Source organism: Streptomyces sp. NPDC055815, from assembly GCF_053616475.1.
This window is the reverse complement of sequence record NZ_JBSHDU010000007.1, coordinates 93287-106519: the sequence shown is the minus strand read 5'-3', so window position 1 is coordinate 106519 and position 13233 is coordinate 93287. Positions and strand designations below refer to the sequence as shown.

Sequence of the window (13233 nt, the reverse complement as noted above, 5' to 3'; positions counted from 1 at the left end):
CCTCCAATCAGGGCTGACCGAAAGCCACTTGCACGTTGCCGCGGCCCTTGGTCTGCACAATGCGGGTGATGGTGTCCTTGAGGCCGTCGCCGTGAAGCTCGATGACGATCGGCTGCGCCGAGGCCCCGGAAGCCGCATACGCGCCTCCGCCTGAAGCCCCGAGCCCCATGCCGGGCAGGCTGGTGGTGATGCCCTGGAGCTGGCGCTGTAGGGCGGGGACTTGCGACCGGATACCGGCCTGGAAGCCAGCGATGACCGACCGGCCGGCGGGGGTGAGGATCCGGGCGTCAGTCTCCGGCGGGCCCTTCCAGTCGGGCAGGCTGGTCGTGATGTCGCCGAGGGTGGCGCGCAGGTCGCCGAGCATCGACCGGACGCCGTTGATCAGGCCCCGAAGGATGTCGCGACCCGACTGGTAGAGAGTGCTGCCGAGATCGCCGAGGGCGGCGACCATTCGACTGGGCAGGCCGCCGAAGACCTCGTCAAGCTCGCGGAGACCGGACCGCACGTTGTTCATGAAGTTCTGCCCGGTCTCGCGTCCCAGACGGGAAGCGGTTTCGCTGAGCTTCGACAAGGCGCTCGACGCCCGGTCCTTCATCGTCACGAAGTTTCGGACCAGGTCTTCCGAGTAGTTCCGGGCGATCGTCTTCGCCTGGGCCAGAGCCCCGGACAAGTCACCACGCAGGAGAGCAGCGATCGCCCGTACAGCAGGGATGACATAGCGGGTGATGACCCCTGCCAGCGCCGTCAGCGCCCCAGAGGAGAGGCTCGTCAGGAGGCCGATCAGCGGCACGATGAGCGGCATTAGCTGCGTAAGCAGAGCAACGGCGAGCTCCAGAATCTGCACGATCACTGGCGCCAGCTCGACGAGCAGGTCCGCGAACGCGACGCCGAGGTCGGTCAGGCTCGGGGTCATCTCGACGACGGCGTCGGCGAGGAGCGGGAAGAGCTCGTTCGCCAGCTCGATCAGTGGCGGCAGCAGCTTGGGCAGAACCTCCTTCCCGAGCGCGTCGAGGATCGGCATCAGCAGCTCGCCGGCCGCCTTCGCGAGCGCAGCCACGAAAGGCGCCGCGGCCTTGATCTGCTCCCCGATCAGCTTGAAGATCGGGGCGAGGAGCGGCAGGGCGCCCGCGATGAGATCGGCCGCGAGGTCGACCAGCGGGAGCGCCATCACGACCAGCTCGCCGAAGGCCTTGGCGAGCTCGACCGCGACCGGGCCGAGTGCCACGGCGATCCGGAGCAGGCCGTCGCCGAGGTGCTTCACGAGCTGCTCGACCGGCGGTCCCAGAGCCTTGAAGACCTGTCCCAGCGTGCGAACCAGGGAGACGAGGATCGGGGCTGCCGATCGCGCCACCTGGGCCATCACCTCGAACAGTGCCCGCAGCCCGCCCTGTACCTCCGGCGACGCGAAGGCGTCCTTGAGGGCGCCCGTGATCTCCTTCAACACTCCGAGCATGCCGCCGCCGGACACCTCCGCGGCCTTGAAGACGGAGCCGAGGATTCCGAAGACGTTCCCAACGACCTCGGCAAGGTCACCGATCAGGTCGATGGCGCGCTCGATCGCCTCCTGGAGGGCGCCCGACTCGAAGGCCTTCGTCAGCCGTTTCGTCAGCCGGTCGAAGGCTGCTCCGCCGGCCTGGGTCAGCCGCTCGAAGCTCGGGCCGGCCGCCGCGGCAAGCTGTCCGAGGGCGGTCACGACCTGCCCCGGGATCCGGGAAAGGTTGTGCAGGCCGACCGTGGCCGAACCCATCGCCCTGCCGAGGGTGCCGTTGTCCGCGAGCTGCCGGGCCGCGGTGAGCACGCCCTTGCCCATCAGGTTGAGCGCGTCGGCCGACCCGACCAGGTTCCGGCGCAGGACCGGCAGCACACTGCCAGCTGTCCGGGTCAGCTCGCTCGCGAGGCCCTGGAAAAGATGCTGTTGCACGTCCAGGCGCAGCGCGTCCCACGCCGGCTTGAGCGCAATGACCGCGCGCACAAACTCCTGCGCAGCCGGGGCGAGCTTGGCCATGGCCTCCGCGAACGGATCCACACCCCCGCCGCCGCCTCCGCCGCTGGGGTTCATGGCGTCGTTGAGGGCCTCCTGCGCCCGACGCACCTGCTCGATGCCGTCGGCCGCCGTACGGGCAGCTTCCTTGCGGGCGTCCGCGAGGTCTTCCTCACGGTCTTTCACGGTCCGCTGCGTGTCCGCGATCCGCTCCTGCGCCTGCCGGACCGCATCCGTGCCCTCGACGCCGGCTCGGTTCGCGGCCGCCGTGTCCTTGCGGAGGCGCTCGGTCTCGGTGCGCTGCTCCTTGAGCCGCTGTGTGGCCCGCTCGTAAGCGAGCTCCGCCCGCTCGATGTCCTTCGGGTCGCCCTTCGCGCGCGCCTCGGCAAGGGCCTGCTCGGCGTCGGCGACGTCCAGGACCGCGTCGCGTTGGTCCAACTCGGCATCTGCGAGCTGGTTGTTCAGGTCTTCCAGGTCGCGGGCGCCCTGCTTCCGTGCGTCATTGAGGGCGAGCTGCGCCGCACGAGCTTCCTTCTGGGCATCTGCGAGGCCCTCCTCGGCGTCCGTGACCTGCTCGATGGCGTTCTCGTTCGCCTCGGCAGCGTTCTTCACCGCGTCCTTGAGGGCCTGCTGTGCTGCCGCGACGGCCTTCGTGTTGTCCGCCGCGCCGCCCGCCGCGCCGCCGACGCTCTTGAAGCTCGCGCCGATGGCCTCGCCGACACCCGAGATACCGATCTTGAGCGCGCCGCCGGCCTGCGCCAGGGCGAAAACGGCTGTGGCGGCGACGGCCGCCGCGGGAGCGATGTTCGCCAGCGCGGCGGCGGCACCGGCCGCGGCCGGTGCGACTGCTCCGACCTTCGCCGCCATGAGGCCGGCCTGCGCCGCCGCGCCCGCGAGGGCGCCTGCGGAGGAGCCGACTCGGCCGAGCGACAGGGAGAACCGGCGGCCCTCGCGGTCTGCCTGCCGGAAGCCCAGGGCTACCTGTTCGCTGTGCGAGGCAAACCGGCCGGAGAGGGTCCGGAGCCGCCCCTCGGTGTCCCGCTGGAAGCCGCGCATGCGCAACTCGGCATCCGTCAGACCTCGCCGCATGCCGGAATCGTCGACATCGATACGTCCGACCAGCTCACCGATCGTGAGCGCCATGAGGGGACCTCCTTCGGGTCAGGTGGATCTCAGGGCGGACCGGATCTCTGCGGGGTCGTCGACGATCGAGATCTCGTCCTCGGCCATCCGCCGCCACATGGACTCGGGGGACAGGCCGGAGATAAGGGCGTAGAAACGGCGCCTGGTCAGGTGCGCGATCGCGTGCGGTTCGAGGCCGTACTCGCGTTGGAAGTCCGCTTCGAGCGCCCACCAGTGCCGCTCGATCGCGCGCGCCGTTCGGCTCGGTTCGGCAGCGCTTTTCCCGCCCGTGCTCCCTCGCCCTGCTCGACGAGCTCGTACGCCTCGGCGAAGGTCAGCGGGTTGCCGGAGGCGTGGGCGAGGCCCCACGTGAGTACGGTCTGAAACTCGCGCAGGCCCATGCCGGCCTCACGCCACTGCTCCATGCAGTCGACGCCGAAGATCAGGCCAACCAGCTCGGCCACGTCGTCGAGGTTGGCGGAGTCCTGGAGCTCCTGGACGCGGCGCTCGACGATGAGCGGCATGTCGGTGGGGACGGTGACGGTGACGCCGCGGATCACCTCGGTCCCGCCTCGGGAGACTTCGGACCAGAACTTGTCCCAGGACTCGTTTCGGGCGGTCACGCCTTCACCGCCGTGGTCGCGGAGCCCGAGCGCGTGATGGTGACGGACCACGACACCTTGTCGTTGTTGCCGCCGCCCTCGTCACCGAGCTGCCACGTCGCCTGCCAGACCTCCCACGTGGTGTCGCCGGGGGCCGCGAACCGGAAGCCGCACAGGGAGTCATTCCCCTTGCGGTCCGACTGGAGCTCGGCCAGCGCCATCGCAGGGTCCAGCGCGCCGGTCTGCGGGTCCTTGAGTCGGAACCCTTCCAGGGTCATGGACTTGCCGACCTGCATGGTCTGGGTCTCGGCATCACCGTTGGAGCCGAAGGTGGTCGTGTCGGTCGACTCGTAGTCGCGGCTCTTCGAGAACGTGTTGATGCCGCCCTCACCCGAGCCACCCTCGGCGGTACGGAAGGGCACCCAGGTGCCCGGGTTGAGGAAGTCCTCGATCTCGAATTCGACGTCGCGCGCGTTGTACTTGCGGGGTGCCATGGGGCCCTCCTGGGCATGACGAAGAGCCCGCGGCCGGGAACGGCGCGGGCTCGGGAACTGGAAGGGGTCAGGAGCGGTGGGCCGTCGGGCTCACGATCTCCATACGGAAGTTGGCGACGTGCTCGGTGCGCCGGTTGTCGTCGGCGCCGAGGAACGCGGCGTCGCCCTGGAGGCAGACGGACAGGACCAGCTCAGTCCCGCCGGGCAGGGTGACGGGGCCGAGGCCATGCAGGGCGGAGCGGACTGCGCGGCAGCGGCGTCGGGAGACCCGCTGGTCGAGGGTGCCGCGCACGCGGACCTGGACGCGCGGCTCGTCGTACGGGAGCAGGGAGTCCGGTTCGGCCCGGTCGTCGTAGATGGTGAGGACGACTGCCTCGTCCGGCGCCGCCGGCATCACCTCGAAGAAGCAGTCCCCGCCGGCGCCGGTCGGGTCGTAAGTGACGAGGCCGCGCTCGGTCAGGTAGCGAGCGAGGCCGTCGAGGAGGTCGGGATCATCTGCCACGGAACCACCGCCTCAGGTCAACCGCCATGAGTTGAAGAACGACGTCCCTCTCCCGGTTCATGGGGATCTCCAGGTACTTGGCACTCCTGCCCGGGAGATGCTTGTAGTCGAGGTTCTCGTGTTGGACGACCGCATACACGGTGTCGAAGGTGACCGCCCCGTTCAGGCCGTCGCGGACCACACGGCCGGAGCGTTCGAGGGTGCCCTCCTCCAACGGCACGATCTTCCGGGCCTCCCCAAGGACGTGCTCCAGGCCCTTCTGGAGGCCCTCTCCTGCGAGGCGCCGGCCGCGGGACGTCCACAGTCGTTGCGCGTTCCCGGACCGAAACCGGGTGTACTGAGGGCTCACAGGAGTTGCACCTCCACATGGTCCGGGGTCGGCATGCCACCGCCGGACCGGTCGAGGCGGGCGATGACTCGCGTGACCCGGCCGTCCGGGAGCGTCACCCGCGACTCGGGCGGGCAGACGAGACCCGGCCGGGCGTAGAACGCCGACGAGGAGGTGACCTCCTGCCCGGACGGGTCGCGTACCGTCCGGGTCTGCTCGTCGAGGAAGCACCGCACGGACTCGGGCGAGCCGAAATTCGGGCCGTACGCGCCGGCCCCGAGGTATGGCTCGACGGTGACAGCGTGCCCGAGCATGAAGCTCGGGAGTGGCGTCAGCACGTCGTCACCGCCCCGATGAGGAACAGGTCGGGCGTCAGGTCCGGGGAGCGGAGCGCGTCCCACACGGCCGGTGCGATCTGTCGACCCGGCGCCTCGTCTCCCGACGTGGCAGTGACCGACCGGGACAGCTTCGCGGAGCCAATCTCCACGCTGCCCCAACCGACCCCGGCCGCGCCCGTAAGGTCGCCGACGTCGACGCCCCATTCGACCTGTGCACAGCACGCGTCCGCGAACGCGGCGGCGACGAGCGTGTCGGTTGGCATTCCGGCGTCGTCGACCGCGTACGCGCACAGACGGAAGACCCGCGAGTCGAGGAACACGGACGCGCGCCGGAGCCGAACCGAGATGTCGGCCGGGGCCGGAGAGACGCCGGTGTATGCCACGTACTGATCGGGGGTCGCGTAGACACGGGCCATGGCGACCACCCCCTCTACGCGCTGGCGCCGATGATGACGATGTCGTACGACACGGGCGTGCCCGCCGCACTGTTGGCGACCTTGAGGAGGTCGGCGGTGCCCGCGGTGACCGCGTACGTGGTCGCATCGGTCGAGCCGGTCATCAGCGCCACGGACGCGCCCGGCCGGAGCGTGAGCGTGCCGGTCGCGCCGAGCAGCGCCGCCCACGCGTTCGAGGCCGCGCCGCCGACGATCACGTTGTTGGTGTTCGTGGCCGCAGCACTGATGAACAGGCCCTTGATCCGGGCGAAGGTGACCACGGTCCCGAAGATGTCCGTGAGGGTACCGGCGAGGTCGAGATCCTCGGTCGCCGAGGCCGCGAGCGTCCGCGTGTCCGCGAACCTGGTGTCGGCCTTGCCCGCGCTCGTACCGGGCTCCAGGTGCAGGGCCCGGCGCCACGACAGCGGGTCGGCCGCCGTGGACAGGTCTCCGGCCTTGGTCAGCGTGGCCGAGACCGATACGCCGATGTCACTGGTCAGTGGCACTGTCGCCTCCGTAGGTCGTGATCAGGGTGTCCTTCGTGGCCTGCTCGGCCCCGCCCTCGTCGGCCCCCAGCGTGATCGCGTAGGCGACCCATTCGGCCTTCGTGGCCGACTTCGCCGGCGGCTCAGGGGCGGACGGGGCGACCAGCGCCGGCGGCTCGACGGCCACCGCACGCCAGCCCGATCCCGGGTCGGCCGCCAGAGCGGCGTACGCCTCCGCCTCCGGAGATCCCGGAACGGGGCGCACACGCTCCGCGACGTACGGGCCGCTGGCCCTCACGTACTCGATCACAGCGCGAGGCCGTTCATGACGGCGTGCGCCCGCTCGTTGCCGTACTCCAGGCCGATCTCGCCGTAGAGCTGCACCTCGTCGGACGCGCCGGTCTTGGCGAGCGGCTCCTCGAAGAACACGCCCTTGCCGGGGACGTTGAGGAAGACCGGGCGGAGCTGCTCCAGGGACGCGACGCAGATCGTGTCCTGGGGCATGTGCCTGTCCATCATGATCCCGAGGCGGCCGAAGTCGGTCTCGATGGTGTCGACGGAGACGCCGCCGACGTTCCGGTTGCCCTCGGTGATCAGCACGGACTTGCCGTAGGCGTCCGCGTAGGCGCGCGTGATCCCGCGCTTCTGCGAGGAGTTCGCGATGATGACCGCGGTGTCCTGCGTCGAGATGCCGCCGTTGTCGTAGGCGAGCTGGAGCAGGTTGTCGATGTCCGACGTGGTGGTCGCGACGGTGGTCGGCTTCACGTACGAGATGCCCGTCGCGGTGCCGAGGGTGAGCGGCGCGCCGCCGAGCGAGGCGGACACCTTGAAGGTGTTCACGTCGATCTGGTCGACGTAGTAGGTGCGGCCGGCCACGATGCCGGTCGCGGTCGAGGTGTCCCGGAACACGATCTTGTCGCCGTCGACGAGGCCGTGCGCGGTCGAGGTGATCGTGTCGGTCGCCGAAGTCGCACCGGTGACGGCCGCGGCCTTCGAGATGCGGTTCGTGGTGACGGCCGCCAGGAGACCGCGCGTCTTGCGGGCGGTCGCGTTCGTGGTCGGGTTGGCGAACTGGCCGTTGATGAAGGACCAGTTCACGTCCAGGGCGATGGACTTGAGTTCCTGGGCCACCTGCCAGTCCAGTTCGTTCGTGACGGGGTTGGAGCCGTCGACGCCCCGGAACGGAGCGGCGCCGGGGGTGGTGAGCATCCCGGCCGTGGCCTGCTTGGTGTACGAGACCGACACCGTGGACTGGTGGATCTGGGCCACGTTCCGGACCTTCTGCCGGTCCTGGTTGGTGGCGGTCGGCGCGGGCGCGCCCTCGACGCGGGTGGTCTGGCTCGGGTCGCGCAGGCCGTAGGTCTGCCACTCGAACTCGGTGCTGGACGTCATGCCGCCGCCGGTCAGGCCGCCGATGGCGGACAGGAGCGGCGTGTCGGCCGGGGTGAGAGAGAACAGCTCGCCCGCGTAGTTGGGGAGGTTGAAGCTCGTTCCCATTCCGGTGATGCTGGCCATGGTGGGTGCTCCTTAGGAGGTTCCGCGGGCCTTGGCCCGCTTGAGGGCGATCACCTGCTGCCAGTGGCCGTTGGCCTGGGCTTCGGCGATCTGCTTGTCGATGGAGGGCTGGTCTCCGGATCCGCCGGAGCCGCCGAGGTCGCCGCCGGAGCGACCGGGCCCGCGCGGGGCGAGCTTCGCGAGCTTGGCGACAGCGGCGGTGATGCCGTCGGTGTCCACCACGCCGTCCTTGTCGACGAACCGGGTGGTGTCGATCAGGTCGGCGGCCTCGCCGAGGTCGATCCCGGCGCGGGCGACGGCGGTCTCGAACTGGGCGGCGGCGAGCTTGGCGCCGTACTCGGCGGCAGCGGCCGTGCGGCCTGCCTGTTCCGCGGCGGTGACGGCCCGTTCCTGCTCGGTCTGGTTCGCGGCCTTGAGCGTGGCCAGCTCGTCAGCGGCGCCCTTGTTGTCCTTGGCTCGCTGCTCCCACTTGCGGGCCTCCGCCTTCCAGTCGGTGCCGTCGCCGCTCGGGGCGGCCGGCGGAGCTGGAGCCGGGGGCGTGGCGGGCGGGGTGACGGGGTTACCGGCGGGCGGGGTGCCGCCGGAGCCGCCTTCGCCCTCGCCGTTGCCACCCGCGATGACGTAGATCGGCGCGCCGTTGCGGCGGTAGCCGACGACGGTCCCCGCGGGGTACGTGGCCTGGGGGTGGTGGAAAGGGGTGTGCATGGTGATCTCCCGTTTCGGGTGTGCCCGTGTGCCGTGCGGCGTGCGGGCGGGGTGTTCAGCGCGCGGAGCCGATTTGCTCGCGCGCGGGCTTGCGGCGCAGGTGCGGGTGCGCGGCCACGTGGGCGCGTTGGGCGGCCTGCCACTGCCGGACCTTCGCCCCGGCCTTCCGGCGGGCGGTGTCGTCCATGGCAGCAGCCTGGACGCGCTTCCAGCGGCGGATGTGCCGCTCGATCTCGCGCTGTCGCTGGGTGTCCTCGTACGTCGTGCCTGGCGTCGCGTGATGCGGCGGCCGGGTTGTCACCCCCGGCAAATAGGCGCTGAGGCTGTGGCGGCAGTTGGGGTGGAAGAGGCCTGACGCGCGCGCCTCGACAAGGCTGCCGGCTACGTGCACGGCGACCGTCGTACGGCCATGGTTGAGCTCGTTCGGCAGCCGGACGGTGTGGGGGCCGTTGGTCGGGCCGAGGGTGAGGATTTCGCCTTCCCACGGTCGACAGAGAGGGCATTCGAGGGGCGCGTCGGACACGATGACCAGGCCGACGCGGATCTCGGCGAGGGCGTCGATGTGTCCCTCGACAGCGGCCCGCGCGGTCACGGACCGTACAGCCATCTCCGCGTACGACGCCATCTCCCAGCGGCGCCCGGCGGAGTCGACGAAGCCGGTGATCCCGGCACCCGCGAACTGATCGAGAGCCCGTTGGCTCGCCTGGCGTCGGGTCATGCCGGTGAGCAGCTGGGTACCGGAGACGCGGGCGACGATTCGCCGGTAGGTGTCGACGACGGCCCGGGTGATCCGCTGGTAGAGCGGTCGGGTGTCGTCGGCCATGCTTGCGGCGAGCCGGTCGACGGCGGGCGCGTTCGGCAGGGTGTCGCGGGCGACGAGCTCGCGGCCGATGTCGAGTGCGCCGAGCTCGGCGACGGCCGCCTGACGGCCGCGGTTGTACGCGGTCACCAGGGCGGTCCGTACGGCGCCGGTGGTGTCGGTCTGGAGGGCGTCCGCGACCTGCTCGACGGCGGCCCGGAGGTCGCCGACCGAGGCGAGCTTGAGCTCGGCCCACCTGGGCGACTCGATGTCTGCCTCCAGGGCCTTCGCGAGCAGCTCCAGGAGCGCCCCCTCGGCGTCTCGGTACAGGGCGCCTACCTCATGGGCGAGGTCCTCCGCCATCGCTGGGGAAACCGGCATCGGCATCTCCCTCCGCTCCGGTCAGGGTCGGGTCGGCGGTTGGGCCGCGGCCGGTCTCGCCGAGGATCGCGTCGACCTCGGCGGCGACCTGGTCGTCGTCCCAGTCGGGGTGCGTCATCCGTACGAGCGTGTCGGTCGAGGCGGCCTCGGCACGGCGGAGCAGCTCGGCCGTGGTTGCGAGTTCGCCGAGAGACTCGCTGATGGAGTCCTCGAACTCGACGCGGGGCTCCTCTGTGAGGTCGAGGCCCTTCACACCGAACCGCCATCCGGCCTCGACGGCCAGGAGCGCCGCGGTGATGTCCGCGAGCGCGGGCGCGGCGTACAGGGCCTTTCGGGAGCGGGTCATCAGGGTGCGGCGCTGCCGAGCCCGGATCTCCGTGGCGGTCACCGCTGCGCCCTCGGACGCCTCGCCGAACGTGCTCGCGGAGTAGCCGGCCTCTCGGGCGGCCTCGTTGACGAGCGCTGCGCACGTTTCGCGGTGCTCGGCGACGCGGATCGCGAACTGAACGACGTCGATGGGGGATCCTGCGTCGCCCATCTTCGGGAGCATGTTCAGGCCGGTGAAGACCCTCTTCTCTTCCTCCCAGCTCGCGCCCTTGCCGGGGCCGTGGGACTGGAGCAGGGAGTCAGCAACGATGATGCGGCCCTTGCCGTTCTGGATGTCGCGCATCCAGGACGACCACGACTCGTCGAGGGAGTCGAGGATGCCCTCGATGCCCTGGAAGTCGGACTGTCCCCAGTAGGCCGCGCTGGGAATGTGCCGCCAGCTCCGCGCGGGGCGCACATTAGGCATGTACGAGGCGGTCAAGTGGTCGGGTGCGCCGGTGTCGAGGCCGCCGAACGCGTCAACCTGGGAGGCGAGCGGCTTGGTAGCCGGGTGGTCGGCGAGCGGGCGGACAGCGCCGAGTGTGGTGCCGGTGCCCTCGTACAGGCCGTGGAAGATCCGGCCCTTCTCGTGGCGCTCCAGGTGCCGGAACACACGGCGCCCGTCCGGGCCGTCCGGGTCGGGGAGCACCGTCCAGAACGTGACCGCGACGAGCTTGCCGTACCGGAACTCGGGCACGGCCCGGTCGGCGGCGACAGCGTCGATCCACGGCCGGTCGGATACGTCCTCGTCCCAGACGACGCGGAAGTACGAGCCTCCGAGCGCGGCACAGAGTTCGCCGGCCTCCAGGAGCGTGGGATGCAGGCCGGAGATGACGAGCTTGTCGAGGCGCTGCTGCGTGGCGGTGTCGTCGCTCATGAGCTTCGGCGGCTCGGAGAAGAGCAGGCCCGAGCTGGTTCGCGCGATGTCGCCCGCGAGCGGGATATGCAGCTTGTCGCGCTTCTCGCCGTCGGGGGTCGGGTTGCCCCAGAACCAGCGGGCCACACGGCCGCGCAGGCCACCGGCGTACTGGGACGGCCGGTTGGGAGCGCCAACGGTGCCGCGACCGGCGTAGCGCTGTTCCAGGCGGTCAGGCTCCGCGCTGTACCAGGCGTCCCAGTCGGCGAGGTCGGACTGCACGAGCGGGTCGATCGGCGGCCACGTGGTGTCAGAGGAGGGGAGCGGCATCGGTGCTCACCTCCTGTCGGGTCAGGGTGCGCCACAGGGCCCAAAGGCGGGCGCGGTAGGTGACGCGGGCGGAGAGGACGACGTACAGCTCGCCACGGCCGTTGTCGAAGACGGTGGGCAGTGGGCGGGGTCGGCTGATGACGATGTGGGCCCCGGTCCAACGGGGGAACGGCGGCAGTGGGGCGCGGGAGCGCACGGGGCCTCCTTACGCGGCGAGGGCGAGCAGGTGCCGCCACTCGTGGGCGGTGGAGTGAACGGCGTACCGGAGCGCGTCAACGCTGTGGTCGGCGATCTTGACGGGCTTGTCCTCGCCGAGTGCGGCGGCCTTTTCGTCCCACACGTATCCGGGCATCTCCTCGATGAGGCCGGTACATGAGCGGTGGACGCGGAGCAGGCCGGCGGCGAGGAGCGAGGCGACGGAGCGGATCCCGTCGACGACCTCGTTCTGTGCGCGCGCGATGTTCGGGAGCGTCCGGTCGCCGAAGGCCTGGGCGATGAAGCTAGCGGCGCTGGGGTCGATGAACGACCACTCGGGGGTGACGCGCTGGTCGCGGATCCATGCGCCGATGGCCTCGGAGTACTGGGCGTCGGTCATCTGCCGCATGGCCTTGCGGGAGTCGTGGCGCCACTCGGCGCAGGCGTAGAGCCGTCCGTCGTCGCCGAGGCCGAGGAGGATCACGCTCGTCGGGTTGACGGTGCCGTAGTCCATGCCGAGCCAGTAGCGGCGCATGGCCGGCAGCTCGTCGACGACGTGCGTCGCCTCGTCCCATGCCTCGTAGATGGCGCCCTCGGCCATGACCCACAACCCGAGCACGTTGCGCTTGTAGAACAGGCCTCGGTACGACGCCTTCGTACGGGCCTTGTACGCCTCGGACAGGCCCGGGTTGTCGTCCATCTGGAAGTGCCAGGACTTGAGCCGGGTTTCGCGTGGGCGCAGGAGGTACTCCTGCCGGGCCCAGTGCTGCGGGTTGTCGGGGTTGGTGGTCCCGTAGATCTTCGAGCCCTCGACGCTGCAACGAGCGTTGAGCTGGTCGTAGAAGGTGCGGGGAAGGGTGGTCAGCTCGTCGACGTACGCGCCGGCGCAGGTGAGGCCGCGCACCTTCGGTTCGGCCTGGGCGTCGTTGGCGCCGAGACAGTGCACGGTGACGCCGAGGACGTTCGCGGTCGGGGCGCCACTGGTGTAGTGGATGTCCCGAGTGAGCGGGCCGAACACGCTGGGGTCGGTCAACGGGCCGAACACGTTGCGCGCGAGGGAGTCGCGGGTGCGCCCGACCATGACCAGCTCGCCGCCCTCGGGCCGGTCGGCTACGAAGCCGAGCCACGCGAGGAGGGACGCGATGGTCTTCCCGCTGCGGACGCTGCCTTCCCAGATGTTCTGAAAGGCGCGGGCTTCGACGATCGAGTCGACCTGCTTACGGGACAGCGGAAGGGGTGTCCGCATCGGGGCCACCCCCCTCGTCTGCGTCAGGCTCGTCCGTCTCGGGCGGGGGCGCGCCGTGGTGCGCCACGTAGTTGCTGAGGAGGCCGGCCATGAGGTCGCCGATCACCGAGCGGGATTCGGCGGCGCCGTCGTCCTTCGGGGGGACCAACTTCAGGGAGCGGTCGAGGGCGGCGGAGGCCGTGGCCATCATGGTGCGCCGGTCGGCCGGGGTCGGCTCGGGCTGCATCCGCTCGTCGTACTTGTGGTCCTTGCCGCCCCACTCCCAGTAGAGGTGAGGCTGCACCATCTTTGCGATCTCGCGCTCGGCTACGTCCTGGAGCGTCTCGGCCATGGCGGCGCGCCGTGCAGCCAAGTCGGCCTTGCGTACGGCGGTTGCGGCTTCGACCTGGGGGGCCCGGTCGAAGGAGAGGCCGAGATCGGTGGCGATGCTCGACACGGTCGAGGGCGAGCGGTTGATCTTGCGGGCGATGGCGTTGCGGCTGAGGCCCTCGGCGTGGAGTGCGCGGACCTGGTCCCGGTCTCTCTTCGTGATGGGGCGGGCGGCCACGACTCAC

The 13233-nt window shown here is 70.6% G+C and carries 16 protein-coding genes; all 16 read right to left on the bottom strand.

All coding sequences use genetic code 11. From position 1 onward, the window contains the following. Nucleotides 1-7: 7 nt before the first annotated feature. The 16 genes from ACWGN5_RS07720 to ACWGN5_RS07645 all read right to left on the bottom strand — a co-directional run bounded on the left by ACWGN5_RS07720 (nucleotide 8) and on the right by ACWGN5_RS07645 (nucleotide 13226). Nucleotides 8-3124: a hypothetical protein gene (locus ACWGN5_RS07720; RefSeq protein ID WP_453512125.1), complete on the bottom strand. Its 3117-nt coding sequence runs from the start codon at nucleotides 3122-3124 to the stop codon at nucleotides 8-10. 146 nt (nucleotides 3125-3270) lie between these two features. Then, complete coding sequence (locus ACWGN5_RS07715) at nucleotides 3271-3726, bottom strand: hypothetical protein (RefSeq protein WP_453512123.1); 456 nt, start codon at nucleotides 3724-3726, stop codon at nucleotides 3271-3273. Beyond that, the gene (locus tag ACWGN5_RS07710) at nucleotides 3723-4199 is read right to left on the bottom strand and encodes a phage tail tube protein (protein ID WP_453512120.1); all 477 of its coding nucleotides are present in this window, start codon (nucleotides 4197-4199) and stop codon (nucleotides 3723-3725) included. The genes ACWGN5_RS07715 and ACWGN5_RS07710 overlap by 4 nt, the downstream gene beginning before the upstream one ends. A 67-nt stretch (nucleotides 4200-4266) precedes the next feature. Beyond that, on the bottom strand, nucleotides 4267-4701 hold the full coding sequence (locus tag ACWGN5_RS07705; protein WP_453512118.1) for a minor capsid protein: 435 nt from the start codon (nucleotides 4699-4701) through the stop codon (nucleotides 4267-4269). Beyond that, the gene (locus ACWGN5_RS07700) at nucleotides 4691-5050 is read right to left on the bottom strand and encodes a hypothetical protein (RefSeq protein WP_453512115.1); all 360 of its coding nucleotides are present in this window, start codon (nucleotides 5048-5050) and stop codon (nucleotides 4691-4693) included. The genes ACWGN5_RS07705 and ACWGN5_RS07700 overlap by 11 nt, the downstream gene beginning before the upstream one ends. Then, nucleotides 5047-5367, bottom strand: a complete 321-nt coding sequence (locus ACWGN5_RS07695; protein WP_453512113.1) for a hypothetical protein — start codon at nucleotides 5365-5367, stop codon at nucleotides 5047-5049. The genes ACWGN5_RS07700 and ACWGN5_RS07695 overlap by 4 nt, the downstream gene beginning before the upstream one ends. Continuing rightward, a complete protein-coding gene (locus ACWGN5_RS07690) occupies nucleotides 5361-5792 on the bottom strand; it encodes a hypothetical protein (RefSeq protein ID WP_453512110.1) in 432 nt (143 codons plus the stop codon). Before ACWGN5_RS07690 ends, ACWGN5_RS07695 begins: the two co-directional genes overlap by 7 nt. Nucleotides 5793-5797: 5 nt before the next feature. Next, complete coding sequence (locus ACWGN5_RS07685) at nucleotides 5798-6307, bottom strand: hypothetical protein (protein ID WP_453512109.1); 510 nt, start codon at nucleotides 6305-6307, stop codon at nucleotides 5798-5800. Beyond that, nucleotides 6291-6596 (bottom strand): hypothetical protein, encoded by a 306-nt coding sequence (locus ACWGN5_RS07680; RefSeq protein ID WP_453512106.1) that lies wholly within the window; start codon nucleotides 6594-6596, stop codon nucleotides 6291-6293. Before ACWGN5_RS07680 ends, ACWGN5_RS07685 begins: the two co-directional genes overlap by 17 nt. Next, entirely contained in the window at nucleotides 6593-7801 is a 1209-nt protein-coding gene (locus tag ACWGN5_RS07675; RefSeq protein ID WP_453512104.1) for an SU10 major capsid protein, read from the bottom strand. The genes ACWGN5_RS07680 and ACWGN5_RS07675 overlap by 4 nt, the downstream gene beginning before the upstream one ends. A 12-nt stretch (nucleotides 7802-7813) precedes the next feature. After that, nucleotides 7814-8506 (bottom strand): hypothetical protein, encoded by a 693-nt coding sequence (locus tag ACWGN5_RS07670; protein WP_453512101.1) that lies wholly within the window; start codon nucleotides 8504-8506, stop codon nucleotides 7814-7816. 55 nt (nucleotides 8507-8561) lie between these two features. Continuing rightward, nucleotides 8562-9686: a phage minor capsid protein gene (locus ACWGN5_RS07665; RefSeq protein ID WP_453512098.1), complete on the bottom strand. Its 1125-nt coding sequence runs from the start codon at nucleotides 9684-9686 to the stop codon at nucleotides 8562-8564. After that, nucleotides 9646-11238, bottom strand: coding sequence for a phage portal protein (locus tag ACWGN5_RS07660; RefSeq protein WP_453512097.1), 1593 nt, complete (start codon nucleotides 11236-11238; stop codon nucleotides 9646-9648). The genes ACWGN5_RS07665 and ACWGN5_RS07660 overlap by 41 nt, the downstream gene beginning before the upstream one ends. After that, nucleotides 11219-11434: a hypothetical protein gene (locus tag ACWGN5_RS07655; protein ID WP_453512095.1), complete on the bottom strand. Its 216-nt coding sequence runs from the start codon at nucleotides 11432-11434 to the stop codon at nucleotides 11219-11221. Before ACWGN5_RS07655 ends, ACWGN5_RS07660 begins: the two co-directional genes overlap by 20 nt. 9 nt (nucleotides 11435-11443) lie before the next feature. Beyond that, nucleotides 11444-12679 (bottom strand): PBSX family phage terminase large subunit, encoded by a 1236-nt coding sequence (locus ACWGN5_RS07650; RefSeq protein ID WP_453512092.1) that lies wholly within the window; start codon nucleotides 12677-12679, stop codon nucleotides 11444-11446. Next, a complete protein-coding gene (locus ACWGN5_RS07645; RefSeq protein ID WP_453512090.1) occupies nucleotides 12651-13226 on the bottom strand; it encodes a helix-turn-helix domain-containing protein in 576 nt (191 codons plus the stop codon). The genes ACWGN5_RS07650 and ACWGN5_RS07645 overlap by 29 nt, the downstream gene beginning before the upstream one ends. Nucleotides 13227-13233 lie beyond the last annotated feature (7 nt).

Bases quoted from the DNA above. Each gene is read 5' to 3' on its own strand.
- ACWGN5_RS07720 (WP_453512125.1), bottom strand. From the start codon at position 3,124: ATGGCGCTCACGATCGGTGAGCTGGTCGGACGTATCGATGTCGACGAT.
- ACWGN5_RS07710 (WP_453512120.1), bottom strand. From the start codon at position 4,199: ATGGCACCCCGCAAGTACAACGCGCGCGACGTCGAATTCGAGATCGAG.
- ACWGN5_RS07675 (WP_453512104.1), bottom strand. From the start codon at position 7,801: ATGGCCAGCATCACCGGAATGGGAACGAGCTTCAACCTCCCCAACTAC.
- ACWGN5_RS07670 (WP_453512101.1), bottom strand. From the start codon at position 8,506: ATGCACACCCCTTTCCACCACCCCCAGGCCACGTACCCCGCGGGGACC.
- ACWGN5_RS07665 (WP_453512098.1), bottom strand. From the start codon at position 9,686: ATGCCGGTTTCCCCAGCGATGGCGGAGGACCTCGCCCATGAGGTAGGC.
- ACWGN5_RS07660 (WP_453512097.1), bottom strand. From the start codon at position 11,238: ATGCCGCTCCCCTCCTCTGACACCACGTGGCCGCCGATCGACCCGCTC.
- ACWGN5_RS07650 (WP_453512092.1), bottom strand. From the start codon at position 12,679: ATGCGGACACCCCTTCCGCTGTCCCGTAAGCAGGTCGACTCGATCGTC.